The organism is Alphaproteobacteria bacterium, from assembly GCA_002869105.1.
Taxonomy (GTDB): Bacteria; Pseudomonadota; Alphaproteobacteria; order UBA7879; family UBA7879; genus UBA7879.
Genome location: PKTP01000010.1, coordinates 171,062 through 195,082 on the forward strand (window position 1 = coordinate 171,062; position 24,021 = coordinate 195,082).

Genomic DNA, 24,021 nt, shown 5'->3' on the forward strand with positions numbered 1-24,021 from the left:
ATTCATGACCCGTCTCGAAAACTTAACGCGCGATGATTTCAAAGCCCTCAATACTGCACCTGACTTCTACGAGGAAGAAGATGAGTTAGAAGAACCCGATGAAGCGCCGCCGGTAAAAAAATCAGGGCTTATGGTGACCTTGGATTTACAAGGAAAAATAACGTTGGCTGATATTGTTAAAGAATTAGCTAAGCAGCTTAAGTGTGGGTTTTTAATCCAAGATAACAAATCTTTACAGTTATCATACAAAGTAGAAAATAGGCCTTTAGAAGATGTTTTTTCTGATTTGGAAGAGCTGACCGGGGCGCTGTTTAGTCACAGCAATAAAATGATCGCTGTTCGCATCAATGGTTTTTCGTTTAAAAGCTATCCCGTCAATTATCTTGCCCTTAATAGAGAAGGATCGAGTGATGTTTCTGTGAACACACAAAGCACAGAGGGAGCGACAAATCAAAAGTCAAATGCGTCCCATACGCAAATTAAATCCGGTTTCAAAAATGAGTTCTGGCATGAACTGAATCAAACCATTGCCCATATTCTGAATGTTCCGATTCAACCTCTTGCTGGTGATACCACTAAAAAAAAGGATGATAGCTCCGTTCCTAACTCTGATGGTGCTTCTTATTCCCTTAACCGCCACACAGGTGCTATCCATGTGTATGGTCAAAAGAAGCAGCACGATATTATTGAGGATTTATTAAACAAGGTCCGTAAAGTTTTAAGAACGCAAATTTTGATAGAGGCGAAAGTTGTAGAAGTTCGATTAAACGATGAGTATCGCAGTGGTATTAATTGGTCATCGTTACGTCAAAACCTAAGTATCACCGGTAATATGGGCTCTTTAGCGAAGAAGAATGGGTTGGTGAACCAATCTCCAACAGGTGATTACTATCAGTTCCAATTCAAGGATCGAAAAAAATTTAATAGCGTCCTAACTTTTATGGAAACATTTGGAACTGTGCGAACGCTGTCTTCGCCACGATTGACTGTTTTAAACAATCAAACTGCTTTGCTAAAAGTGGCCGATAATCTTCCCTTCTTTCGTGTTAAAACCAATGTTCAGACAAATTTTAATGCCACCGGTCGACAGAATTTTCAAGAGAACATCATTTCATCAAGTGAGATGAGAACGGTCCCTGTTGGATTTATCATGACGGTTCAACCTTCTATTGACCCAAGCACACGTGAAATTGTTCTCTACCTGAAACCAACCATTACAAGCGTTAAACAGCTGCGTAATGATCCAGCAGTGGAAATTACTGCTAAAAGATACAAACTTGAGGATGTGAAGTCTGAAATCCCGGTGATCTCTGTCCGGGAGATTGATTCTATTTTAAGAATGGAATCTGGGTCAATTGTTGTTCTTGGCGGGTTGATGCAGGAAAGTGCCAACCACACCTCGGCGGGCTTACCTGGACTTGGAGAAACGCCTTTAAGCTTTCTCACCCATGGAAAATCAGATGATCACGTCATCACTGAATTGGTTATTTTTATCAAAGCCAGCATTGTTTCTAAGCGAAAAAAACATGGATATGATAAGCACCTCTATCAGAAATTTTTTACAGATCCTCGCCCTCTTGAACATAACAAACGAGTAAAATCATGAAATATTTTCCCAAAAAATTATCCGCTTTTTCCTTAATTGAAGTCTCCATTGCGCTGGTTGTCATGGGCCTGATTATGGGAGGCGCTTTGAAAGGCAAGCAGCTGTTGCGGACGGCGCGTTTGAATCATACCGTTCAACAGATGCAGCACTTGCAATCCGTCATTGCTGAATATCACGACGCTTATCAAGACTATCCCGGTGGTCAGCCGCTGGATCAAAAGAAAGTATGGGAAGATATTTATCAATACGAAGGCCGGGAAGTCCTTAAAACCGATGCCCCAAGCGCAAAAGTTGGCGGTAAAATTGAACTTGTGCATGATCAAGAAGCTTTACCTGGATATTGGTTAAAGTTGACACGTGAGGGCGATCAAGGAGCGTTAACCCCCTCAGAAGCCCGGATTTTTCTTAGTAAAAATGAAGAGCATTCACATGATTCTGGCCACGTACGTGTGTTGAATGATGGCAATAATCAATGCCTAAATGGAAATGAACTTGATTTCAAACAAAAAGATCGAGTTTGTATTGTGGCGGTTGAGGTGCTGGTGTGAAAAAGGGGTGGCAGTTGCCAGCTTATTCCTTGTTAGAGGCTAGTATTGGGCTGATCATTATGGGATTGGTGGTTGCAACCTTAGTGCCTGCCATTCAAAAATACCGGCACTACTATAAGCATAAACTCACTCAAGAGAGAGCGGCCAGCATCAGTAAGCGCGTTCAATCGTGGTTTAGCAGGCGGGATAATTATAAGCGATCCCTTTGCCCGGCTGCGCCTGAGACGTATGGATCACCACAACAAGGGAAATCCTTGCCATATTGTGAGCTGCCCACTCAGCGGATTGGGGTGGTGCCATATCAAGAGTTAGAATTACTGCCCAAAGACACAGTTGATGGCTATGGCCACCGATTCACTTTTGTGATGGTGGGCCAAAAAAATGTGGTGGAGGATTTGTCAGTGCAATCTGGATTACCCACCGACAAAGTAGAAGAATGTGAGAATAGCTTTCAAGAATTGGGTGTATCGGTTCAACTGGAAAATGTTGAGGACACACAAGAGTTTAAGCATGAAATTTTAGGGCTGTTGATTACGCATGGAGCAAAAGGGATGGGCGCCTTTGAAAAAAAGGCAGGTCAGCGGGTTCGGCGCGCCATTACGCTTGAGAAACCGACTTCAAAACAAAAAAACGCTAGAGATGACTTGACGTTTAGCCAAGATTTCAGGGGCGTACCCGCACGGGAAAGAGATGAAATTTTTATCATTTATAAAACCTAACCCCGATTCAAGCTATCGCTTCTTGCTTTCCCATCCGCTCCAGTTCTGGGTTTATGGCGCAGTCTCTATTTTCTTTTTCTGTTTAACGCTGCTTGTTTTGATGGTTGATTTTGAGGGGGAAAAAGTACCTGATCCCATTATCAATCATCCGAAACCTGCGCCCGTGGTTTTTAAGATTCAAGTCCATCAAGAAACAGTGGTTTAAGACGACCTTGATATGTATAGTTGGTTTAACCATTGAGCTGCAAAATAATGAATCAATCCCTAGTACACGAAAATGCTATTAGTTTAGTTGGCGTTTCTGTTCGAACAACCAACGCGAGAGAGAAATCAGGAGAAGGACGCATTCAGTCCACGCTTGCAAAATTTTTTAATGAGCGGCTTTTTGAAAAAATTCCTAAAAGAGCAGCCCCTGGATTGACATACTGTGTTTACACTCAGTATGAATTTGATGAAAATGGCGAGTACACTTACTTTGTTGGAGAGTGGGTTGAGCCAATAGCATCCGATGATGGATCTTTAGAAACGTTAATAATCCCAGCACAAAAATATATTAAGTTTGATATTGGTCCAGGGATTATGCCCAACGTTTGTATTCAAGCGTGGGAAAAAATTTGGAAAATGTCCCCCGAAGAGCTAGGTGGCATTCGAAAATATGCTGCTGATTTTGAGGTTTATGGGCCTGATATGAATCCGCTTGAGGCTACTTTCCCCATTTATATTGGTGTGGAATAGTCTACGCTTAGATTGAAATTGAGTGATCAACACGTTTTTTAATTTTCTCATATCCCAGTAACTTGACCAGTTTTCCCAGCTCGGGGCCATGATCGAGACCTGTGAGTGCTAACCGTAGGGGCTTCAGCAATTTGCCACCTTTGCGATTGGTTTTTTCTTTGAGCGTGTTTTGCCATTGGGTCCAAGGATCTTCACTCCAGCAGTTGGATGGGGGCAAAAGATCAAGGGCTGTTTTTAAGTAGATTTGATCCTCTTCAGAAAAAGAAACAGAAAAATCACCTGCTAAAATTTGTTGCCAAGCGGGCAGATCCTGCAGACTGTTTAAATTCTTCTGAAGTGTTTTCCACGTTGATGCATCAAGGTTCATGCTTTCTGGCAGATAGGGTTTGATTTGGTCAAGCGGGGCTTCGTGCAAAAGTTTGGCATTAATTACTTGAACCGTTTCAAAGCTGAACTTGGGCGTAGATCGAGCAAATAAATCAAAGCTGAAGCTTTTGATCAAGGGATCAAGGGAGTCAAACGCTTCAATCGGCTGAGAGGTGCCTAAGCGCGCCAGAACGTTGGAGAGAGCCATGGGTAAAAGCCCCTCTTCTTTGAGCGTGCGAATGCCGGCGCTTCCCAAACGTTTAGAAAGCCCCTCACCCTTATCATCAGAGATGAGCGGCATATGAGCAAAATGGAATTTTTGGGGATCATGCCCCAGGGCTTGGATCAGTTGGATTTGAATCGCTGTATTAGCGACGTGGTCTTCACCCCGGATAATGTGGGTAACGGCCATTTCACAATCATCAACAACCGAAGCCAAGGTGTAAATGGGCTGGCCGTCTTCGCGAATCAAAACAGGATCCGAAAGGTGAGCGCCTTCAAAGTGAACAGGGCCTCGGACTAAATCATGCCAATCAATGGCTTCATCGGCTATTTTAAACCGCCAATGGGGTTTGCGTCCCTGTTGTTCATAAGCGTGTTTTTGATCGTCAGTTAGGTGCAGACCCGCACGAGCATATTGAGGAGGGCGGCCTTGGGCAAGTTGCATTTTTCGTTTGAAAGCCAGCTCTTCTTGGGTTTCATAACAGGGATAAAGACGGCCCGCGGATTTCAGGTGGTCCGTTGCTTTTTGATAACGTTCAAAGCGGGTTGATTGACGGGCTGTTTCATCATGACTGATGCCAAGCCAGGCGAGATCTTGATAAATCGCCTCTTCATATTCGGGTTTGCTACGCTCTTGATCGGTATCGTCAATGCGAAGCAGGAAAACCCCCTTGTGCTGACGGCAGAATAAATAGTTAAGCAGCGCAGTGCGCACATTACCAACGTGAAGGTAACCGGTGGGACTGGGAGCAAAACGGACACGCATGGTATTCATATTAAATTAATATTTTTGTTTGTCCCATTTCGCAGCATATCAAGTTCCAGGAAGCCTTGTCAAGCGGCATGACGCTGAGACGTGATTGACGCACCAGGGGAATGTTTTGAAGTTCGGGATGATTTTTGATTTGCTGAAGAGTCACTGGTTGAACCATATTAGCCTGGTAAGCAACATCAACTTGACCAAAACGCGGCTCTTTTGGATCGGGGTAAAATTCCCGCACCACCTGGACAATGCCGACGATGCGTTTTTCTTGAACGGAATGATAAAAGAAGCAGAGATCTCCTTTTTTCATGGCTTTAAGGTTGCCCTGTGCCTGGTGATTGCGCACACCATCCCAGGGTTCTACCTTAACGCGTTTTTGATCATCCCAAGACCACGTGCTAGGTTCTGTTTTGACCAGCCAGTAGGGCATTATTTCACTCTGTATTTAATATAATTTATATTGTATCACACTCTTCAAAATAAGGCTTTATTGATTCTTTTGACGATCAGGTATAAAATGTTAACGACTATTAAAGGAGACGGTGATGGCAAAAAAATGGATGAAGATTGGCTTTCTTTTCCTAGTTGTAGCAATCGCCTCCTTTGCCGTGTGGAGTTATGTTGTGACAAATGTAGAGCAACCAAGCTATCAAAAACTCTCTTCAGAAGATTCTGTAGAAATGAGAACGTATCCCGATTTAGTGGTGGCTGAAGTATCCGTTAAAGGAAAGCGCACCGACGCCATTAAAAAAGGATTCCGTCTTCTGGCTGATTATATTTTTGGGAATAATAAAGCAAACGTAAAAATAGCGATGACAGCACCTGTGATTCAAGAGGGGTGCGAGAGCTCTCTTGACGAATGGATGGTACGATTTGTGATGCCATCAAACTATCGCCTTGAGGATTTACCTGAAGTTAATAATGAGAAGGTTCGCTTAAAAATCATGCCCGGCAAGACCTATGCTGCGATCACTTTTTCTGGCAGGGGCAGCGATGAAAATTTACGAAAGCATCATCAGAAGTTGACAGAATTTATGAGGACGCAAAACTTGCCCCTGGAGTCCAAAATTATTTATGCTTTCTATAACCCACCATGGACCCTGCCTTTCCTCCGTCGCAATGAAATATGGATGGAAGTTGATAAACGTTAATTTTGTCTGGATAGTTCTTTTTTGCTTCTAGGAGTTTATGCTATGGTTAGGCAGGAGAAATCATGCATTATCAAGACTATTTCCGTGCTGCATTAAATGACATCCATCAAGAGGGGCGTTATCGTTATTTTGCGCCACTTGAACGAATTGCTGGTGATTATCCAATGGCCTATCTTACATCAGAAGAGCAGCGTAAGAAAGTCGCCATCTGGTGCAGCAATGATTACTTGGGGCTAGGTCAGAATCCCAAAGTCATCGAACACATGAAAAAGGCCCTTAATCTTTACGGTGCCCGTGCCGGTGGTACGCGTAACATTAGTGGCACCAGCACTTTACACCGAGAGCTTGAGCACCAATTAGCCCAAGCGCATGATCGTGACGCTGCCTTGTTGTTTACTTCCGGGTATGCAGCTAATGAAGCAACCCTCTCAACACTGTTACGCTATATGCCGGGCGTTGTGGTGTTTTCAGATGAATGCAACCATGCCTCAATTATCCATGGTATTCGCATCAGCGGCGTTCAAAAAGAGGTTTTTAAGCATAATAATGTCTATGATTTAGAGCAAAAACTGGCTAAATATGATCAAAATACCCCTAAAATAATTGTTTTTGAGTCACTTTATTCCATGGATGGAGATTTTGCTCCGGTGTCTAAGATTTGCGATTTAGCAGAAAAATATAATTGCCTCACATACGTTGACGAAGTACATGCCGTTGGTATTTATGGTCATTCGGGTATGGGTTATGTTGAAAAAATCAAGAAAAACCATCGGATAGATATTTTACAAGCCAACTTTGGTAAAGCGTTTGGCATCATCGGTGGTTATATTACCGCAAACAGCACGTTGATTGATTTCATTCGATCCTGCGCGCCGCCGTTTATTTTTACCACAGCCTTACCTCCTGCGATTGTTAGTGGCATCCAGAAGAGTCTTGAATTAATTCAAAACAACACGATGATGCGTAATGATTTATGGTCTGTTGTGAACTATACAAAAAGCTGTCTTCAAAAAGCAGGATTTATCTTTTTAGATAGCAACAGCCACATTATTCCCTTGATTGTTGGCGATGCACGTTTGTGTAAAAAAGTGACCGATCGGTTGCTTGAAAAGCATAATATCTATGTTCAGCCAATTAATTATCCCACTGTTCCAAGGGGAACAGAGCGGCTTCGTCTTACACCCAATCCCACGCATACACCTGAAATGGTTCATGCATTGGTTGAGGCATGCCTAGAAACGTGGCAATTTTTCACGCTGCCTTTGCAGAAAAAGTCGGCTTAGATTATGTCTAACAAAACCCCTAAAGATCTGAGCGGCCATCGTAAACAGTCAATTAAGCTGCGAACGGCCAGAGGTCGCACAAACTCATCGCAGCGTTGGTTGCAGCGCCAACTTAACGACCCTTATGTCCAAAAAGCCAAGGCTGAGGGGTACCGTTCCCGTGCGGCTTACAAGCTTATTGAAATCAATGATAAGTATAAGTTGATCCAGCCCGGTACAACTGTGGTTGATTTGGGGGCGGCGCCAGGAGGATGGAGTCAGGTATTGTCACGCTATGGGAACAATCAAACTCTTATAGCCCTTGACTTACTTGAGATGGACCCGTTGGAAGATGTGACCTTTATCCAAGGTGATTTTACCGATGAGGATATTTATCAAAAGCTCCTCTCTCATACAAAAAACGGAATCGATACTGTTTTAAGCGATATGGCCCCTGTGACAACAGGACATAAAAAAACCGATCATATTCGTATTATGGATTTGGTTGAGCAGGCTTGTTATTTTGCCATCGAAGTGTTGAAACCGGACGGATCCTTTGTTGCCAAAACCTTACAAGGTGGGGGGCAAGATGATGTGATGCTTTTGCTTAAGAAAAACTTTCGCAAAGTCTCTCACTTTAAACCGCCTTCCAGCCGAAAAGAGTCATCAGAAATGTATGTCATTGCTCAGGAATTTAAGGGATGATATGGAGTGTTTGAGCTATATGCTAATCCACGACTGTGTTTTGGCCGATTCCTCTGCGGCTTGAATAATTGTCAATATAACCTGAGCTTGTTTACCGTTACTCTTGTTTCTTGAGGGGTGTTCAAAAGAGTCGATAAATGCTTGTAGCTCAATCTTGAGGGGTTCAGCTGGACTCAGAGATTGTGTTTGACTTGGCTTTGCGTGAATGATCGGGCCAGCTTTATCTAGAGAGACAGAACTGTTATTCAGCGTGACTTTTTGAGGCCAATCTTGGGTATCATCAAAATAAGCAAATCCCTTAGATCCGTGTAAAACGATTTTTTGTTCTTTGACGGGGCTAAAGCGCGAAACATATAAATTTGCTTGTTGACCCTCCCCAAAATCAAGATCAACGGATGCAAAATCACCCACGCCTTTTTCTACACAGGCAACCTGATGACAAAAGACACGTTGCGGGGAACGGTTAAACAAATTCAAAATCATGGCTAAATCATGCGGGGCGAGATCCCATAAGGCACTTTCCCCCGGAAAGAAGCGACCAAGGTTAGTGCGACGCGTGGTGATGTAATGAAGAGATCCAATGTCGGTTGCGGCTATTGTCTCTAACATTTGATAGGCCGGGTGATAGAGCAATATATGGCCAACCATTAAAGTTTTTTGCTGAGAGTTAGCAAGGGAGATCAGCTGGCTGTTTTGGTGATGCTCTCTCACCAATGGCTTTTCAACAAAGACATGTTTATTGGCTTTGAGGGCTGCTTGAGCGAGATTAAAATGCGTTGCTGTCGGTGTTGCAATCACAACGCCTTCACATGTGGAATCATTGAGAATCTCATCAAAAGAGAGGTGGGGGCAGTGAAATTTTTCAGCGAATTCAAGTGCATGAGTATTGTTGGTGCGATCATCGCAGATGGCTGCCAAGCGTCCCATTTCACCTAGGGAGCGAACAATATTTTTGCCCCAGTTTCCACATCCAACAACAGCAATATTTTTTTTTGGGATCGACATATCTATTGTTTACCCCTTTATTGTAATGGGTGCAGCTAAAAATTTATGTCGAGACTTTTCAAAAAAATGTGCTCTGACACCTCCTCTAGGCGGAACAATTTTTATTATTGTTTTGTTAGGCTTGTCCCAGAAGAAGATTTACTTTTCTTGGCACGATTTTCTTGGTTATCTCGACGTGGGACGCGCCGGATTTTTCTTTGACTAAACCCAAGGCGTTTTGAGAATTCAGCAAAGGCTGGTAAATGGAAAATTTTTGGGGCTTCCTTGCCAGCTTTAAGTGCTTTATTGATGCTCTTTTCATGGTTTTCATCATAAACATAAGCTTTGATGGTTTTACCATAAGATTGACCTGCCCTGAGCTCAGCTAAACCAATGTCACCAGCACCATAAGCAACCATGACATCACTGACGGCAACCATCGCTGCGGAGGTTGGGTTCAACTTAATTTGTGAGCTGTTTTGATAACCGCCCCAGGTTTCATCACGGACAAGGTAAGGATGATCAACGTTTTTAACACCATCAAGATAGTCACTGGCTTGAGTTGAGACAATCCCGAATGTTTCAAAGCCCATTTTTTTAGCAAGCGGATAAATAGCACCAATGCCTTCAGGGGTGACACCGATATTAACAACAGCTTCTTGTGGGCTCCGCATTGAGAGAAATATTCTCGCTTGTTTAAGCATTTTTTCAGGATTTTGATATCCACGACCGGAGTAGCCAATAAAGGTAATCACTTCACGTTTACCTACCTGTCTTCTAAAATCTTCAATGACAGCATCAGCATTACCAGTCCTGAAAGGATTGCCATTGACTATTTTTTCACGAAGAGCCTCGAGAGACGGTGAACAGATACATAAGATAAGAGCAAGTTTGAGTGCGTGTTGCATTGAATGATTCCCTGTGTTTAAGTTTATTTTACTTAAAATCATACTAATGACAAGCATTTCTGTTTGCGTTAACATAAAATGAATTCCAGCTTTTAGATTAAAAAAATATGACTTCCTTATTAGAAATTCGTGGTGCCCGCGAGCACAACCTCAAAAATATCTCTGTTCAATTGCCTAAAGATAAGCTTGTGGTGATTACGGGGCTAAGTGGATCTGGCAAATCCTCTTTGGCCTTTGATACCATTTATGCAGAAGGACAGCGCCGCTATGTTGAGAGCTTATCTGCCTATGCGCGCCAATTTTTGCAAATGATGCAAAAGCCCCAGGTTGATTCAATTGAGGGGCTTTCCCCAGCAATTTCCATTGAACAAAAGACCACATCGAAAAACCCCCGTTCAACGGTGGGAACGGTGACGGAAATCTATGATTACATGCGTGTCTTGTTTGCCCGGGTGGGTGTTCCTTATTCTCCAGCAACGGGCAAGCCGATTGAAAGTCAGACAATCAGCCAAATGGTCGATCGTATTATGGCCTTGCCGGAAAAAAGTAAAATTTTGATTCTTGCCCCAATTGTGCGGGGCCGAAAAGGGGAGTATCGAGAAGAAATCCAAGCGCTACGCAAGCAAGGGTTTCAACGTTTAAAAATTGATGGCGTGGTGTATCTGATGGATGATATTCCAGCTTTGGATAAAAACATAAAACACGACATTGCTGTGGTGGTGGACCGGCTGGTTGTCAAGCCAGATTTAGAGGCGCGTCTGGCGCCAACACTTGAGACGTGTGTGAAATTGAGTGATGGCTTGGTGATTGTTGAAAATCTGACTGAGCCGCAAACCCTATTGTTGTCGGAGAAGTTTTCATGTCCCGAGTCGGGCTTTAGTCTGGCTGAAATTGAACCTCGCTTGTTTTCATTTAATAACCCTGCAGGGGCGTGCCCCACTTGTGACGGCTTGGGTGAAAAGATGGCTTTTTCCCAAGACTTGATTGTTCCGGATGGAAAAAAAACCATCTATGAAGGGGCGGTGGCACCATGGTGGGGACCTTTTGGCGACTATTATATCCAAGCCTTACAAGCTGTGATTGCTTATTTAGGCCACGATCCGGATACGCCCTTTGAAAAATTACCGGCCTCTATTCAAAAGATTATTTTTCACGGATCAGGAACAAAAGCCATTCCCATTCAGTACGAGGATGACGGAAGATCTTATCGGGTGAATAAACCTTTTGAGGGGGTGCTCAATAACTTGGAACGTCGGTGGCGTGAGACAGATAGTGATCGCGTGCGAGAAAATTTAGCTCGCTATCAAGTGAGAGAACCGTGCTCGACCTGTGAGGGATATCGTCTGAAAGAAGAAGCAAGGGCGGTCAAAATTGCTGGTATGCACATTGGACAAGTCAGTCAGCTATCCGTTGCAGACTGCTATGCTTGGTTTACAAGTATTTTTGACAAATTGAAACCCCAACAGCAGGAAATTGCGAAACCTATTTTGCGGGAAATTCAAGACCGCTTGTTTTTTCTGAAGAATGTGGGATTAAGTTACCTAACCTTGGCGCGGATGGCGGGGACTCTTTCAGGGGGAGAGAGTCAACGGATTCGTTTGGCATCACAAATTGGATCTGGCTTGACCGGTGTTTTGTATGTCCTCGATGAGCCATCAATTGGTTTGCATCAGCGAGATAATGATCGCTTGCTGGAAACACTGATTCGTTTGCGAGATATTGGTAATACGGTTCTTGTGGTTGAACACGATGAAGAGGCCATCATGGCCGCTGATTACGTGGTTGATATGGGACCAGGCGCCGGGGCGCGTGGAGGTGAAATTGTGGCGCAGGGAACACCACAAGAAATTATTCAAAATCCGAAAAGTCTAACGGGACAATATTTATCAGGTAAAAGAAAAATAGACATTCCTGAGCACAGGCGTTCTTTTGAGCATGTCTTGAAGATTGAAGGTGTCACAACCAATAATCTGAAAAATGTCACCGCTGAATTTCCCTTGGGGACGTTTACGCTTGTGACAGGTGTTTCGGGTGGGGGGAAATCATCTCTGGTTATCAATACTCTTTTCCCAGCGCTGCAGACACATCTGAATAAAACAGGTCAACCCGGCTTACATTACAAAAAATTATCTGGACTTCAGCATATTGATAAAGTGATTGATATTGACCAGTCACCCATTGGTCGGACCCCTAGGTCCAATCCCGTTACATACACCGGTGCTTTTGGCCCTATGCGCGACTGGTTTGCTGCTTTGCCAGAGTCAAAAGCCCGTGGTTATGCCCCTGGCCGCTTTTCTTTCAACGTGAAAGGGGGGCAATGTGAAGCTTGCCAAGGAGATGGGGTTTTAAAGATCGAAATGCACTTTTTGGCCGATGTGTACGTGGAATGTGATCAGTGCAAGGGTAAGCGCTATAATCGGGAAACCCTTGAAGTTAAGTTCAAAAATTATTCCATTGCGGATGTTTTGAATCTGACTGTCGATGAAGCGCATGACTTGTTTGAAAGTGTGCCAGCCATTCGTAAGAAACTGGATATGCTGAAGCGGGTTGGGCTTGGCTATGTGAAGGTTGGGCAGTCGGCGCCGACTCTTTCTGGTGGTGAGGCTCAGCGGATTAAAGTGGCCAAAGAACTTGCCCGCGCGTCAACGGGGAAAACAGTTTATATTTTAGATGAACCTACAACCGGTTTGCATTTTGAAGACATTCGAAAACTTCTGGAAGTATTACAAGCGCTGGTCGATCAAGGGAATACCGTTATTGTCATTGAGCATAATTTAGATGTCATCAAAACAGCTGATTGGGTCATTGATATTGGGCCCGAAGGCGGGATAGGGGGCGGTGAAATTGTTGCCACAGGAACACCAGAACAAATAACAAAGAAGGCTCAAAGTATCACGGGTCAATACCTGGCGCCTTATTTGAATAAAAGGTGATTGAGAAATTTACCTTTCAAATTGACGCTTAATTTCTTCGAGCTTGCCGTATCCAAAAACACAGTCACCCCGCTTCCAGTGTTCGAAATTAGGAAGAGGCTTACCATCTGTACCAAGATCTGCTTTGAACATGCTTTTTAGCGAAAACTTTGGCTCTTTTTAAAAAAATTAGCATTGAACAAAATAAGTTCAACGATAGAGTTATGACTGAGCACAGTATGGCGTGAAGATAAAAGGCTGGCTTTATTCTCATTTGGAGACATGATAAGTTAGAGGATAAATGTGAAACCTATATGATTCGACCTGCCCGCCTTCGCACACGTGATGTTCTTAGAAATGTTCTGACAGATATTCATCTTAGCGCTTCTAAGCTTGTATCCCCCCTTTTTGTTAGGATGGGAACAGGGATTAAAAAAGAAATTCCAACCTTGCCGGGGCATTTTCAATGGAGCCCTGACATGCTTGTGGGTCATGTAGAGACCCTGCTAAACTGTGGTATTCAGCAAGTTCTTTTGTTTGGTATTCCAGAATACAAAGATGAAAAAGGTTCTGCAGCCTATTTGGAGACCGGGGTTATTCAAGAAGCGTTAAAAGCTTTGGAACCCTTAAAGAATGATCTTGTGATCATAACCGATGTTTGTTTTTGCGAATACACGAATCATGGCCACTGTGGACAGCTCTCCCCCTGTGAAAGCCAGGGACGACTAGATATGGAAGCAACATGTGATATGATTGCTTTGCAAGCTTTGTCTCATGCTCAGGCAGGGAGTCAAGTGATTGCGCCCAGCGGTATGGTGGATGGGATGGTTGCAGCGATTCGAACAAAGCTGGATCAGAATGGCTTTGGCCATATTCCGATTTTATCTTATGCTGTTAAATATGCTTCTCAATTTTATGGACCTTTTCGGGCAGCCGCTGAAGGGGCGCCCAAAGAAGGGGATCGGCGCAGTTACCAATGTGATTATCGTCGGATGCATGAGTGGCAACTTGAGACGGATCTGGATGTCAAAGAGGGAGCAGACATGCTGATGGTTAAACCAGCTGGATATTATTTGGATGTGATCCATCAAATAAAATACCGTTATCCAGAAATTCCGCTTTATAGCTATCAAGTGAGTGGTGAGTATGCGATGATTAAAAAGGCAGTGAGTGCGGGACTCGTTCATGAAAAAGCCATTGAAGAGTCTTTAATTGGCATTTTTAGAGCAGGGGCTGACTGTGTCATTACCTATTTTGCCCAGGAAGTTGCAAGGAGATTGAAGCAATGAATCGATGTGGTTTTTTTCTGGCTTTTTTCTTATTCTTTTTCAAGATCCAGGGCGCTGACTGGCCTTTTCAATCCAGTGAAGTGCCACAGCCAGAGGGTCTTATTTTAAATGATGATGGATTAAGCTTTGATGCTCCAGGGGGAAAAATTATTGAAGTCAGTGGTGAAACAGACGCATATCACTTGGAACAGCTTAAAAAGTTCTTTAAAACAAGTTTAGAAGAATTAGGATGGAAAAAAAAATCTTCAAAAGAGATGCACTTTGAGCGTGATCATTATCGCTTAGATATTCAGATTACAAAATGTGAAAACAAGCGTCTGAAAATATCGATTAAATTAACAACAGAATGAGGCTAGATAAAGTTGGTCTCAATTGACACTTGGGAAAAAATGAAAACATTTTCAACATATGATTTGCTTAAAAAAATATTTTTCTATTGCTATCAATCCACACAGAAAAAAATTAAGTATGCGTTTTGGACCACCCTTCTCATTCTTATTTCAGGTAAAGTTTTTTCCAGTGTTGCTCCCTTGGTTTTTAAGGAGGGCTTGAATGCTTTATCAACACCTGAAGGCTCTCTGTTTTATCCTTTCATAATGATCATTCTGTATGGAGTTTGTTATCTCTTAGGAGGTAGCATGATGGCGCTGAAAGATCTGATTTTCATCCCTGTTGATATGAATGCTGTGCGAACCATGGCATTGAGTCTATTCAAAAAAATTCATCAGCTTAGCTATGATTTTCACATACAGAGAAAGACAGGAGCGTTAAACTCTGTTTTTGAAAAAGGGATCACCAGCCTTGAGCTATTCCTTCGCTTTTTCGTGTTTAATACAATTCCCATGATCCTTGAGGTGTTGTTGGTTTTTGGATTTTTGATCGCTTTTTATAAGGCAGTTTATGCTGCGGTCATCTTTTTAACGCTCGTGAGTTATGTTTTTTATACTGTGCGAATAGCGAACAAAAAAACACACCAAGCCCGTGAAATGAATAAACGTCAAAATGAAGCCAACGCTTATGCTATTGATAGTTTGATGAATTATGAAACGATCAAATCTTTTGGCCGAGAAGCTCTTGATCAAAGTAACTATGGTTCTTTGTTTGCTGAGGCGCAAGAAGCCCGTAAGAAAACGTTTGTGAGTTTGAGCATGCTCAATATTGGTCAAGTCGTTATTATGGGTTTAGGGTTAACGTTACTGCTTGTGATGGCGTTTCATGATGTCAAAAAGGGGACCTTTGGCGTTGGTGATATTGTGTTGCTAAACATGTATCTGCTCCAGCTTTTTGGGCCTTTGTCTAATTTAGGATTCAGTTACCGGGAGATGAAAATTGCCTTGACACATATTGAACAAGTTGAAGAAATTATGTCTGAACCTTTGAGCGTCGTCGATCAATTGGAGGCTAAGCCAATAGTGGTTCAGCAGGGAGAAATTGTTTTTAAAAATGTTTCTTTTAAGTACCTAAACCGCTCCGACTTGTTAAAAAATTTAAGCTTAACCATCCCCGCGAAAAAACGCGTTGCGATCGTTGGTGATAGTGGCGCAGGTAAATCCACCATAACACGATTGTTGATGCGCTTTTATGATGTGTCTTCAGGTCAGATTTTAATTGATGGCCAAGATATTCAGTCGGTTACACAAGAGAGCTTAAGAAGCGCATTAGGGATTGTTCCGCAAGATGTGGTTCTGTTTAACACAAGTATCTATGACAATATCTCTTTTGCAAAACCAGGTGCGACTTCGGTGGAAATTGAAAACGCAGCTAAAGTTGCTTTGATTCATGATTTTATTTTAGAGTTGCCGCACGGGTATCAAACAGTGGTTGGAGAGAGGGGGTTAAAACTCTCTGGTGGAGAAAAACAACGTGTTGCAATTGCACGCCTGGCATTGAAGCAACCGAAAATTTATATTTTTGATGAAGCGACTTCTTCCTTGGATATGCATACCGAAAGAGAAATACAGAGTAACCTGAACCGCCTATCAAAAGGGTTTACGACGCTGGTGATTGCTCACCGTTTATCAACCATTGTTGATGCTGATCTGATCTTTTTTATGAAGAATGGTGAAATCATTCAGGGTACGCATCATCAGCTTCTCTCAAAAGGCGGCGCCTATGCAACCTTATGGCATACCCAGAAAAAAGAAGAAAAATCTTAATGCCCGCTATCGTTGGCGAAGGGTTTCATGAATGTAATCGCTGAGCGCTTGGATAGGGCCTTGGTTTGTATTGTTTTGGAGTAATGTTACCTGAATATCATCAAGGGGTGGCAGCGCTTGACTCGACGCAAAACACTGAAGATTTTTGGGTACCAACTTTCTTGGTAAAACGGTAATACCCATCCCTGCTTGGACAGCTGCTATTTTACTGGCGTGACTCATGCTTGAAAATCGAATGCTCCACTTGATATTTTTTTGCGTTAGGGCCCGCAAAGCATGTTCTCTGTAGATGCAAGGTTTTGGGGATAAAATCAAAGGGATATCCCCTGTAAAAGTAAGATTGCGCCGAGACCCTACCCATAAAAGTTGTTCAGACCACATTTCTGTTGCATGCGGCACATCCTCAGGACGGCTCATTTTAACCAAGGCCAAATCAAACTCACCTTTTTTGAAGCGTTTATAAAGGTTTAAAGTTAAGTCACACTCGATATTTAAATGGAGGCGGGGGTGTGTGATGCTGTAGTGCGCTAGTATTTCACTGAGAAACAGACTGGCAAAATCTTCGGGGACACCGAAACGAATATCTCCAGATACGTCGGGCTCTTTAAAATAAGACAAGGCTGAATCATGGAGGTCCAAAATTTGCCTGGCATAACGATAAAAAACGTCACCATCCGGGGTGAGCTGGAAAGGCTTTGTGCGGTTGAGCAGTTTCTTGCCAATGGCGATTTCTAGGCGTGCTATCTGTTGACTAATTGCAGATTGAGTGCGTCCCAGCCTCTCTGCAGCAAGCGTAAAATTTCCCTGATCGACAACCATTAAAAAGCTCTGAAGCTGTGAAATATCAATAGTCATTAATTTTTTTAATCAATTTATGATAATTATTAATTTTACTTATTGCACAATTCGGTTTAGTCATCAATCATAAAAAAATTAAGAAATATGGCTTTGGATTTTCTTTTTCACGTTGATGCTCTTTCAGAAGTTATGATGGCGTTGGTTGGATTTATCACCATCATTATCGGCTTTTTTTCATGGCGGTATATGCGGGGAGACCAGTTTTTTGCTGTTTTTTACTGGCGCCTGCTCCTTCTTTTGATGTGCTTAGTTTCTTTAATTTCAGCAGATCATCTCGCCCTTTTTGTTTTTTCATGGATAGGAGCGAATTATTTTTTAAAGCAGTTGATGATCCACAAACCCAGTTGGGCTGCGGCTGAAAATGCGGGACGGTTGGCCTGGAAATATCTGGGGGTCGGCTCGTTGATTTTAGCTTTTTCTTTTGTGGTTCTCTATGTTGAGATGGGAACGGCGTCGATCAAAGCCATGACTGCGATGACTTATCACTCTGTCATGTTTGAGGTTGCCTTAGCGGGCATTGTGATTTCAGCATTGATTCAGTCAGCACAATGGCCTTTTCACAAATGGCTGTTAAGTTCTCTAAATTCACCAACGCCTGTTTCCGCATTGATGCACGCTGGGCTGGTGAATGGAGGGGGCTTTCTCCTGGTTCGTTTTTCTGGGCTCTTTGCCGACCATTCACATTGGCTTATGGTTTTGTTTATCTTTGGGGCCATTAGCTCTTTGCTCGGCACGTTTTGGAAACTTCTTCAAAATGATGTGAAACGCATGTTGGCGTGTTCAACGTTAAGTCAAATGGGCTTCATGGTGATTCAGTGTTCCCTAGGGCTTTTTGCGGCAGCGGTTGCCCACTTATGTTGGCACGGCCTGTTCAAAGCGTATTTATTTTTGAGCTCTGGTGGCGTTGCTTCAGAGAAAAGATTTGATAAACCGCTTCAGCTAACCCCCTTTCGGATTTTGATTGCTGTGTGCGCGGGGGCGTTATTTGCCTTTGCTTTTGCCTATGGCAGTGGGCGGTCTTTGACTGCGCTTACGACCAACAGTATCCTTGTTTTCATTGCTTTTATAGCTGGCGTTCAGATGGCATTTACCTTGCTGCAAGAGCCTGTTCGGTATGTTGTGCTTAAAGCCCTTTGCCTGGCCACGATTTTAGGTACTTTTTATGGCTATAATGTCTGGTTGATTGAATCACATTTGCCTGAAACCCTTATGGTTCCGAGGCCGTTGAATTGGGTTTTTATAGCTTATCTTGCTTTTATTTCTGCTGCTTGGGGAGTGATGATCGTTGTGCGTCAGTGGGATCAGAAGGGTAGAGTGCCTGTTTGGTATAAAAAACTATACGTAAAAGGGCTGAATGCGAGCCAACCAGCTCTAAAAACCATGACATTACAGCGCCTTTTTTATCGCTATAAATGATGAAAACAGAGCTGTTTTGAGTCAAAATAGGGCCGTTTTTGATCAAAAACACCCCTTAAAATGGAGATTTTGATGCTTAAGAAAATGATACAATCAAGTTGGAACAAGATGGCTCCCTTTTGGCCGTTACAAAATCTGATTGCAGTCAACCCGCTGCAGGGTTTGGAACATCTGCCGATACACGAATCTCTCAAAGAGGCGATGGCTACGTTTGAACAGGAACAATGGCCCCCTGAGCTGGATGCGCTTAATGCTGCCACCATTAAATGGTGTCAAACCTATTATGATAAAGATCAGGCCACCTTGAAATTGCCAGGGCGCCAACGGGGGTTTTATCAGTCGCTCTGTCAATTGCTTCCCCACGATTGTTATGTTCATCAAAATGATCCCAGCCTCAAAAAATGGCTACAGAAATTACCGTCCAATGCCTTGCAGGCCATTGAGTTGTGCTTGTTACGATTGGAGATACCAGAGGATGATCAAGAGCAATTTCTTTTCTTAATGCTTGTAACTCTTCCAGGGTGGGCCGCTCATGTGAAATACAGAGCGGAGTGGGCGCCAACACCTCGAGAGAGAGAGGCCATTGACTATCTTGCAGCGCGGTTGATTATAACCGTTTGTATGTGGCCTGAGGCGGCAAAGATTTTGCCTTTTTATCAACAACAGGTCACTCAACTCCCAGACGTCAAGGATCGATTATCCTCGATTGAAAAAACCGAAAAAATGTACGTTGATGATTTAAGCGCCAAACTAGAAAAATCAGCTTCCAAAATGACGGCAACAAACTCAGCGCCTGACGCGCAATTGGTGTTTTGTATTGATGTGCGATCAGAGCAAATCCGGCGCGCCATTGAAAAGCAGGGCAACTATCAAACAATCGGCTTTGCTGGCTTTTTTGGGTTGCCGATTTCAATTCGTAACGGTTTAAGCAAGGAGGAACATGCTTCTTGCCCGGTGCTTTTGAAACCAACTGCATGTGTTGAAAAAACACCGAAACGTCTCAAAAAAACCCGGCAATTTTATCGCACAACCCACGCCGTTAAGCGGCTTTATCAAGCTTTGAAATATTCCTTTTTAACCCCTCTTGCTTTGGTTGAAGCAACAGGAAGTTTATTTGGTTTTTGGGCCATGATGCGATCACTCTTCCCAAGGTGGACCTCACAAATTCAAAAAAAATTGTCAAAAGAACTGGGTAAAATTAATTTAAATCGGTTTGATTTGTCAGCTATTCCATTAGAGGATCAGGTGAAGCTTGCCTCTGGGGCGTTGCAGTTAATGGGGTTAACAAAAAATTATGCCACACAGGTGGTTTTTTGTGGCCATGGCAGCACCACCCAAAATAACGCGTTTGCCTCATCTTTAGATTGTGGGGCGTGTGGTGGCCATGAAGGATTAGACAATGCGCGTGTTTTGGCCCAAATTTTAAATCAGCAGGCTGTTCGAAAAGGTCTGCAAGAAAGAGGGCTCATTATTCCAGATCAAACGGTTTTTTATGGCGCGCGTCATGATACAACGACAGATCAGATTGATATTTATACATCTGATATTTCTGAAAAGGGGAGACAGCTCCAGCTTAGCCTGGGAAAGGCACGCCAAGAAAACATAAAAAATAGATTGAAAAAACTGCCCGTCACACAGTCAACCATCGACGCTGCCAAAACATTGAGCAGTGATTGGGCACAAGTGCGCCCTGAATGGGGATTGGCACGCAATGCCAGTTTAATTGTTGGCCCCAGATCATGGACACAGGAGATTAACCTTGAAGGCCGGTCATTTCTTCATGAGTATGAGTGGCAAACAGATACAGATAGTACCCATCTCACAACCATTATGACAGCTCCGATGGTTGTGGCCCATTGGATTAATATGCAGTACTTTTTTTCAACGTTGAACCCCGTTGCTTATGGTGCTGGCAGTAAGATCACCCAAAACATTACGGGGAAGATTGGGGTGATGCAGGGGAATGCGAGTGATTTGATGCATGGGCTGGCGCTTCAATCCGTTTATGAGAACGATACAACGCCCTATCATCAACCACTGCGTCTACAGGTGTTTATTTATGCGCCTTTGGAGCGGGTGCAGGAGATTGTCAACGCCCAGCCTAAGATTGCAGCATTGATTAAGAACAAGTGGATTTTTATCAATTGTTTTGATCCTGATCAAAAAGCAATGATTGCAGTATAAAGGGAGGATCCCTTTCCATTAACTTTCTCTCCAACGCCTTCTTTATCAGGACTTTCTTGTTTTTTTATGTGTTTTGGATATAACATCATAAAAAAAACAGGGTTTTAAAATGGCTTTTAAGAAAAAATTAGCTGCCGTCTCTCTTGTGTTTGCTCTTAATAGTACTCACGGTATTTATGAGCCGACATATTATACATCTTATCTTCCCCTTACAGTCAGGCCGTCAATTTGTAAGGATTACAAAAGCTCAAGTGCTAATGCTGTATGGTATATGTATCGCATCCTAACCGATCCAGAATCTATTTGGTATAAGGATGGTATAACAGGAAGCAGTGTGGTTTATGGGTATAAAGAATGCCTTAAAAGTTTAGCCAGTGTAGCACGAACATTTGACGTCACAAAAGGCGATAGAACAGGGGCTGAGAAATATCTTTTTGATATTAACAAAGGGCTTTTAAGTCCTGATAAAAACTCTGGTATTGGTCAAATTATTGCGGCGGTTGCTGCCTATATCCAAGCTGATATGCCGGCAGATATTAATCGTTTTCCTCAGATTAAACTGAATAATGGAAAAACCATGAATATAGCCCAGGCCGTTTCTTTCTTTGTGAAGCTGTTTAGAGAAGATGGAGCTCTAAAAACCAGCTTAGAATTACAGAAAATTTATACAGATGCATTTGGTGGTGGAAGGCTGGCGGCCGCAGCTGCTTCAGCATCTCGTGCCATGCAAAATGTATGGAAAGAGGGGGACCCCTACCATCCCCCATCAATCAAGAAAGCGATGGAAGCCGAGCAGCGTGCCATGGAGAGGGGACCTCGGTCACCTAGTCCTACCCGTCAAAGGGCGGCAGCTGCTAGAGCAAAAAATCGGGATGACATCAGAAAAAAATATAATCTCTAAAAGAAAATAGCTCTGTCCTCCTATTTTTTTGTCCTAAGCCGGCTATCATTTGGCCGGCTTTTTTTTATGCAGGAGTTCGAAGATTTTTGATGGTTAGGCCTAAAAGTTGGGTGATGAGTAGGTAAAGAGCAGCACCCATTCCAATAAGCCCAGCGACTTTGAGTTGACGGATATATAGAAAGTCTATGAGGTGAGAGTTTTTAAGAAGATGTAAGCCAAAGACCATGAGAATGGCAGCAACAAGGCAGATCCCTATTTTTTTCTGTAAAGCCCTAGAAGGTCTAAACCAGGTGTTCCGATGAAGCAAAACAATCAAGATCGTGAGTTGAATCCAATAAGCAATGCTGGTGCCAACGGCAATACCTACGTAACTATAAAATTGAGAGAGAATGATATTGATAACGATATTAGTGACCAGAATGAAGCTGGTTAAAATCACCGGGGTCCGGGTATCGCCCCGGGCAAAATAGGCGTTGGTGAGCACCTTGACCAACACAAAGGCAGGTAAGCCTACAATAAAGGCACGCAAACATTGTGAAGTTGCGTCAACGTCTTTCAGGGAAAAATGACCATAATGATAGAGAGACTGAACAATATCTGGCGCTAAAGTGAAGATGCCAAGCGCACAAGGAAATGCAAGATACAGAGACCCTAAAATACCTTTGTTCATTGTTTTAAGAGCTTCATTCGGGTGGTTCTGACCAATCTGCCGAGAGAGTTGCGGTAAAACAACCAGTCCCATGGATGCGCCAATGAGCCCTAGTGGAAATTGATTAATCCGATCAGCAAACGATAGATAGGAAATACCAGACGGAATGAAGGAGGCAATGATATCGGATGAGAGAAGATTGATTTGATAAATACCTGCCCCGTAAATACCAGGCAAAATCTTGTTGAAGAGCTGCTTCATAGATTTTGTCCATCGAGGCTTGATCACCCGAATGTTTAAATTTTTTTGTGCAACATACCAAACAAGACCCAGTTGCAAGGCGCCTGAGACCGGTATAGACCAACTCAGTGCAAAAGCTGTTTGAAGAGGTGAGGAAGAAAAGAGGGATATAAATAAAATGGCATTTATATTGAGTAAAATGGAGGAGGCTGAAGCAATGGCGAATTTGTTAAGACTATTGAGGATTGACATAAACAGAGAAGCAAGAGAAATAAAAATAATATAGGGAAACATGATTCGGCCGAGGTAAACCACAAGCTCAAAGGTTTGATTTTTCTCAAACCCCATGGCAATCAGGCCCATAACTTGTGGCATGAAGATTTCAAATACAGCCGTGAGCCCTATTAACATCAGGCACAGAAAGGCCAGTGTGTTGCTGACAAAGAGGCTTGCCGCTTTGGGGTGACGGTGCCAAATCTTGGTAAAAATCGGAATAAAGGCGGCATTAAAAGCCCCTTCGGCAAAGAGCCTGCGAAAGGTGTTGGGCAAACGAAAGCCAAGGAAGAAAGCATCTGTGATGGGTCCAGGGCCAATATAGGATGCAATGAGCATGTCCCGAACGTATCCAAGAGCCCGGCTGACCAGGATAAGACCACTTACTGTTGAAAAGGATTTAAGCAAAGCCAATGCTGATCCATGATTTTAGAGGGCGTGTCGAGGTCGTGATGCGTGTGCGAAGGACACAAGCTGAGGTCATGTTACTCGGCAAGGCGTTGTTTGAGAACCTTATTGAGACCACTGAGAGAACCCCCATGATTTTCAATAATTGAGCTATACTCGGAGCGCTGAGTCGTGCTCATACTCAAGCCTTCGACGATAACATCTGTAATACGATATTCACCATCACTATCTTTGAATACTTTCCACTCAACTTCAATGGGGGAAGCGTTGGGCTTTTTGATATCACTATAGACACGAATGAGGTTTGATTTACCCCCAGCAGGGCGAGCATGATTGACCACAAAGGATTCATCTTGATAATTTTTGAACCGTTCCGTATAGACATCTGCAATGGATTGTTTGAAGAGCTCAAAAAACTCCTTTTTCTCTTCCGTCGTGGCCGTGCGACGATAGCGACCCAGGACAAAAGTTGCGATGCTTTTTACAGCAAAATGATTGATGAAAATTTCTTCAAATTCTTTTTTCTGTTGAGCGGGATTATCTTTTTTAGCTGTTAAAACATGAATGGCTTTTGACCCCAAGTCTTTGATAAATGCTTCAGCTTCTTTGAGGTTTGCGTCCTCTGTTTTGGCATTTTGATCTTTCTCGGATGACTCAGCAGAAACACTCTCTTGTTCAGAGGCGTCTTCGGCTGCATCACTGACCGCCATGAACCATGGATTGAATAGGATCAGAAGAGAAAGGATGAAATATTTTTTTAACATTA

At 43.1% G+C, this 24,021-nt stretch carries 22 protein-coding genes; 15 read left to right on the top strand and 7 right to left on the bottom strand.

The features are described 5' to 3' along the window. The first annotated feature begins 4 nt into the window (after positions 1-4). Genes C0582_05705 through C0582_05725 form a run of 5 tightly spaced genes read left to right on the top strand, consistent with a single transcriptional unit; the run spans position 5 to position 3,608 of the window. Positions 5-1,606, top strand: a complete 1,602-nt coding sequence (locus C0582_05705; protein PLX29371.1) for a hypothetical protein — start codon at positions 5-7, stop codon at positions 1,604-1,606. Then, positions 1,603-2,154, top strand: coding sequence for a hypothetical protein (locus C0582_05710; GenBank protein ID PLX29372.1), 552 nt, complete (start codon positions 1,603-1,605; stop codon positions 2,152-2,154). The genes C0582_05705 and C0582_05710 overlap by 4 nt, the downstream gene beginning before the upstream one ends. Then, on the top strand, positions 2,151-2,873 hold the full coding sequence (locus tag C0582_05715; protein ID PLX29373.1) for a hypothetical protein: 723 nt from the start codon (positions 2,151-2,153) through the stop codon (positions 2,871-2,873). The genes C0582_05710 and C0582_05715 overlap by 4 nt, the downstream gene beginning before the upstream one ends. Beyond that, positions 2,845-3,078: a hypothetical protein gene (locus C0582_05720; GenBank protein ID PLX29374.1), complete on the top strand. Its 234-nt coding sequence runs from the start codon at positions 2,845-2,847 to the stop codon at positions 3,076-3,078. Before C0582_05715 ends, C0582_05720 begins: the two co-directional genes overlap by 29 nt. Before the next feature lie 47 nt (positions 3,079-3,125). Then, a complete protein-coding gene (locus tag C0582_05725) occupies positions 3,126-3,608 on the top strand; it encodes an AraC family transcriptional regulator (GenBank protein ID PLX29375.1) in 483 nt (160 codons plus the stop codon). A 7-nt stretch (positions 3,609-3,615) separates the two neighbouring features. Here C0582_05725 and C0582_05730 read toward each other — a convergent pair whose 3' ends face one another. After that, entirely contained in the window at positions 3,616-4,971 is a 1,356-nt protein-coding gene (locus C0582_05730) for a glutamate--tRNA ligase (GenBank protein PLX29376.1), read from the bottom strand. A gap of 1 nt (position 4,972) precedes the next feature. Then, complete coding sequence (locus C0582_05735; protein ID PLX29377.1) at positions 4,973-5,389, bottom strand: EVE domain-containing protein; 417 nt, start codon at positions 5,387-5,389, stop codon at positions 4,973-4,975. A gap of 115 nt (positions 5,390-5,504) precedes the next feature. Here C0582_05735 and C0582_05740 point away from each other — a divergent pair, with 115 nt between their 5' ends. The 3 genes from C0582_05740 to C0582_05750 all read left to right on the top strand — a co-directional run bounded on the left by C0582_05740 (position 5,505) and on the right by C0582_05750 (position 8,077). Further along, positions 5,505-6,110, top strand: coding sequence for a heme-binding protein (locus C0582_05740; GenBank protein PLX29378.1), 606 nt, complete (start codon positions 5,505-5,507; stop codon positions 6,108-6,110). A 62-nt stretch (positions 6,111-6,172) separates the two neighbouring features. Further along, the gene (hemA, locus tag C0582_05745; protein ID PLX29379.1) at positions 6,173-7,393 is read left to right on the top strand and encodes a 5-aminolevulinate synthase; all 1,221 of its coding nucleotides are present in this window, start codon (positions 6,173-6,175) and stop codon (positions 7,391-7,393) included. Between the two features lie 3 nt (positions 7,394-7,396). Then, positions 7,397-8,077, top strand: coding sequence for an rRNA methyltransferase (locus tag C0582_05750; GenBank protein PLX29380.1), 681 nt, complete (start codon positions 7,397-7,399; stop codon positions 8,075-8,077). Positions 8,078-8,092: 15 nt separating this feature from the next. Here the strand turns inward: C0582_05750 and C0582_05755 are convergent, their stop codons facing one another. Both C0582_05755 and C0582_05760 read right to left on the bottom strand, forming a co-directional pair. Then, positions 8,093-9,082 (bottom strand): hypothetical protein, encoded by a 990-nt coding sequence (locus C0582_05755; GenBank protein ID PLX29381.1) that lies wholly within the window; start codon positions 9,080-9,082, stop codon positions 8,093-8,095. A 104-nt stretch (positions 9,083-9,186) separates the two neighbouring features. Then, on the bottom strand, positions 9,187-10,044 hold the full coding sequence (locus tag C0582_05760) for a hypothetical protein (protein ID PLX29382.1): 858 nt from the start codon (positions 10,042-10,044) through the stop codon (positions 9,187-9,189). 32 nt (positions 10,045-10,076) lie between these two features. Between C0582_05760 and C0582_05765 the strand changes: the two genes are divergently transcribed. The 4 genes from C0582_05765 to C0582_05780 all read left to right on the top strand — a co-directional run bounded on the left by C0582_05765 (position 10,077) and on the right by C0582_05780 (position 16,326). Further along, positions 10,077-12,902 carry an excinuclease ABC subunit A gene (locus C0582_05765; protein ID PLX29383.1) on the top strand — a complete coding sequence of 942 codons (2,826 nt, stop codon included), beginning with the start codon at positions 10,077-10,079 and terminating at the stop codon, positions 12,900-12,902. A 293-nt stretch (positions 12,903-13,195) separates the two neighbouring features. Next, entirely contained in the window at positions 13,196-14,170 is a 975-nt protein-coding gene (locus tag C0582_05770) for a porphobilinogen synthase (protein PLX29384.1), read from the top strand. Continuing rightward, positions 14,167-14,520 carry a hypothetical protein gene (locus tag C0582_05775; protein ID PLX29385.1) on the top strand — a complete coding sequence of 118 codons (354 nt, stop codon included), beginning with the start codon at positions 14,167-14,169 and terminating at the stop codon, positions 14,518-14,520. The genes C0582_05770 and C0582_05775 overlap by 4 nt, the downstream gene beginning before the upstream one ends. 39 nt (positions 14,521-14,559) lie before the next feature. Beyond that, positions 14,560-16,326, top strand: coding sequence for a metal ABC transporter permease (locus C0582_05780; protein PLX29386.1), 1,767 nt, complete (start codon positions 14,560-14,562; stop codon positions 16,324-16,326). A 6-nt stretch (positions 16,327-16,332) separates the two neighbouring features. Here the strand turns inward: C0582_05780 and C0582_05785 are convergent, their stop codons facing one another. Further along, a complete protein-coding gene (locus C0582_05785) occupies positions 16,333-17,181 on the bottom strand; it encodes a LysR family transcriptional regulator (protein PLX29387.1) in 849 nt (282 codons plus the stop codon). A gap of 87 nt (positions 17,182-17,268) precedes the next feature. Between C0582_05785 and C0582_05790 the strand changes: the two genes are divergently transcribed. The 3 genes from C0582_05790 to C0582_05800 all read left to right on the top strand — a co-directional run bounded on the left by C0582_05790 (position 17,269) and on the right by C0582_05800 (position 21,685). Beyond that, the gene (locus tag C0582_05790) at positions 17,269-18,600 is read left to right on the top strand and encodes a hypothetical protein (GenBank protein PLX29388.1); all 1,332 of its coding nucleotides are present in this window, start codon (positions 17,269-17,271) and stop codon (positions 18,598-18,600) included. Between the two features lie 60 nt (positions 18,601-18,660). Continuing rightward, the gene (locus tag C0582_05795) at positions 18,661-20,784 is read left to right on the top strand and encodes a DUF2309 domain-containing protein (protein ID PLX29389.1); all 2,124 of its coding nucleotides are present in this window, start codon (positions 18,661-18,663) and stop codon (positions 20,782-20,784) included. A gap of 109 nt (positions 20,785-20,893) precedes the next feature. Beyond that, positions 20,894-21,685, top strand: coding sequence for a hypothetical protein (locus C0582_05800; protein ID PLX29390.1), 792 nt, complete (start codon positions 20,894-20,896; stop codon positions 21,683-21,685). A gap of 64 nt (positions 21,686-21,749) precedes the next feature. Here C0582_05800 and mviN read toward each other — a convergent pair whose 3' ends face one another. Together mviN and C0582_05810 are read right to left on the bottom strand one after the other, a co-directional pair. Next, positions 21,750-23,261: a murein biosynthesis integral membrane protein MurJ gene (gene mviN / locus C0582_05805; GenBank protein ID PLX29391.1), complete on the bottom strand. Its 1,512-nt coding sequence runs from the start codon at positions 23,259-23,261 to the stop codon at positions 21,750-21,752. A gap of 71 nt (positions 23,262-23,332) precedes the next feature. Next, positions 23,333-24,019, bottom strand: coding sequence for a toluene tolerance protein (locus tag C0582_05810; GenBank protein ID PLX29392.1), 687 nt, complete (start codon positions 24,017-24,019; stop codon positions 23,333-23,335). Positions 24,020-24,021 lie beyond the last annotated feature (2 nt).

Bases quoted from the DNA above. Each gene is read 5' to 3' on its own strand.
- C0582_05705 (PLX29371.1), top strand. From the start codon at position 5: ATGACCCGTCTCGAAAACTTAACGCGCGATGATTTCAAAGCCCTCAAT.
- C0582_05710 (PLX29372.1), top strand. From the start codon at position 1,603: ATGAAATATTTTCCCAAAAAATTATCCGCTTTTTCCTTAATTGAAGTC.
- C0582_05720 (PLX29374.1), top strand. From the start codon at position 2,845: ATGAAATTTTTATCATTTATAAAACCTAACCCCGATTCAAGCTATCGC.
- C0582_05725 (PLX29375.1), top strand. From the start codon at position 3,126: ATGAATCAATCCCTAGTACACGAAAATGCTATTAGTTTAGTTGGCGTT.
- C0582_05730 (PLX29376.1), bottom strand. From the start codon at position 4,971: ATGAATACCATGCGTGTCCGTTTTGCTCCCAGTCCCACCGGTTACCTT.
- C0582_05735 (PLX29377.1), bottom strand. From the start codon at position 5,389: ATGCCCTACTGGCTGGTCAAAACAGAACCTAGCACGTGGTCTTGGGAT.
- C0582_05740 (PLX29378.1), top strand. From the start codon at position 5,505: ATGGCAAAAAAATGGATGAAGATTGGCTTTCTTTTCCTAGTTGTAGCA.
- hemA (PLX29379.1), top strand. From the start codon at position 6,173: ATGCATTATCAAGACTATTTCCGTGCTGCATTAAATGACATCCATCAA.
- C0582_05750 (PLX29380.1), top strand. From the start codon at position 7,397: ATGTCTAACAAAACCCCTAAAGATCTGAGCGGCCATCGTAAACAGTCA.
- C0582_05755 (PLX29381.1), bottom strand. From the start codon at position 9,082: ATGTCGATCCCAAAAAAAAATATTGCTGTTGTTGGATGTGGAAACTGG.
- C0582_05760 (PLX29382.1), bottom strand. From the start codon at position 10,044: ATGTTAACGCAAACAGAAATGCTTGTCATTAGTATGATTTTAAGTAAA.
- C0582_05765 (PLX29383.1), top strand. From the start codon at position 10,077: ATGACTTCCTTATTAGAAATTCGTGGTGCCCGCGAGCACAACCTCAAA.
- C0582_05770 (PLX29384.1), top strand. From the start codon at position 13,196: ATGATTCGACCTGCCCGCCTTCGCACACGTGATGTTCTTAGAAATGTT.
- C0582_05775 (PLX29385.1), top strand. From the start codon at position 14,167: ATGAATCGATGTGGTTTTTTTCTGGCTTTTTTCTTATTCTTTTTCAAG.
- C0582_05780 (PLX29386.1), top strand. From the start codon at position 14,560: ATGAAAACATTTTCAACATATGATTTGCTTAAAAAAATATTTTTCTAT.
- C0582_05785 (PLX29387.1), bottom strand. From the start codon at position 17,181: ATGACTATTGATATTTCACAGCTTCAGAGCTTTTTAATGGTTGTCGAT.
- C0582_05790 (PLX29388.1), top strand. From the start codon at position 17,269: ATGGCTTTGGATTTTCTTTTTCACGTTGATGCTCTTTCAGAAGTTATG.
- C0582_05795 (PLX29389.1), top strand. From the start codon at position 18,661: ATGGAGATTTTGATGCTTAAGAAAATGATACAATCAAGTTGGAACAAG.
- C0582_05800 (PLX29390.1), top strand. From the start codon at position 20,894: ATGGCTTTTAAGAAAAAATTAGCTGCCGTCTCTCTTGTGTTTGCTCTT.
- C0582_05810 (PLX29392.1), bottom strand. From the start codon at position 24,019: ATGTTAAAAAAATATTTCATCCTTTCTCTTCTGATCCTATTCAATCCA.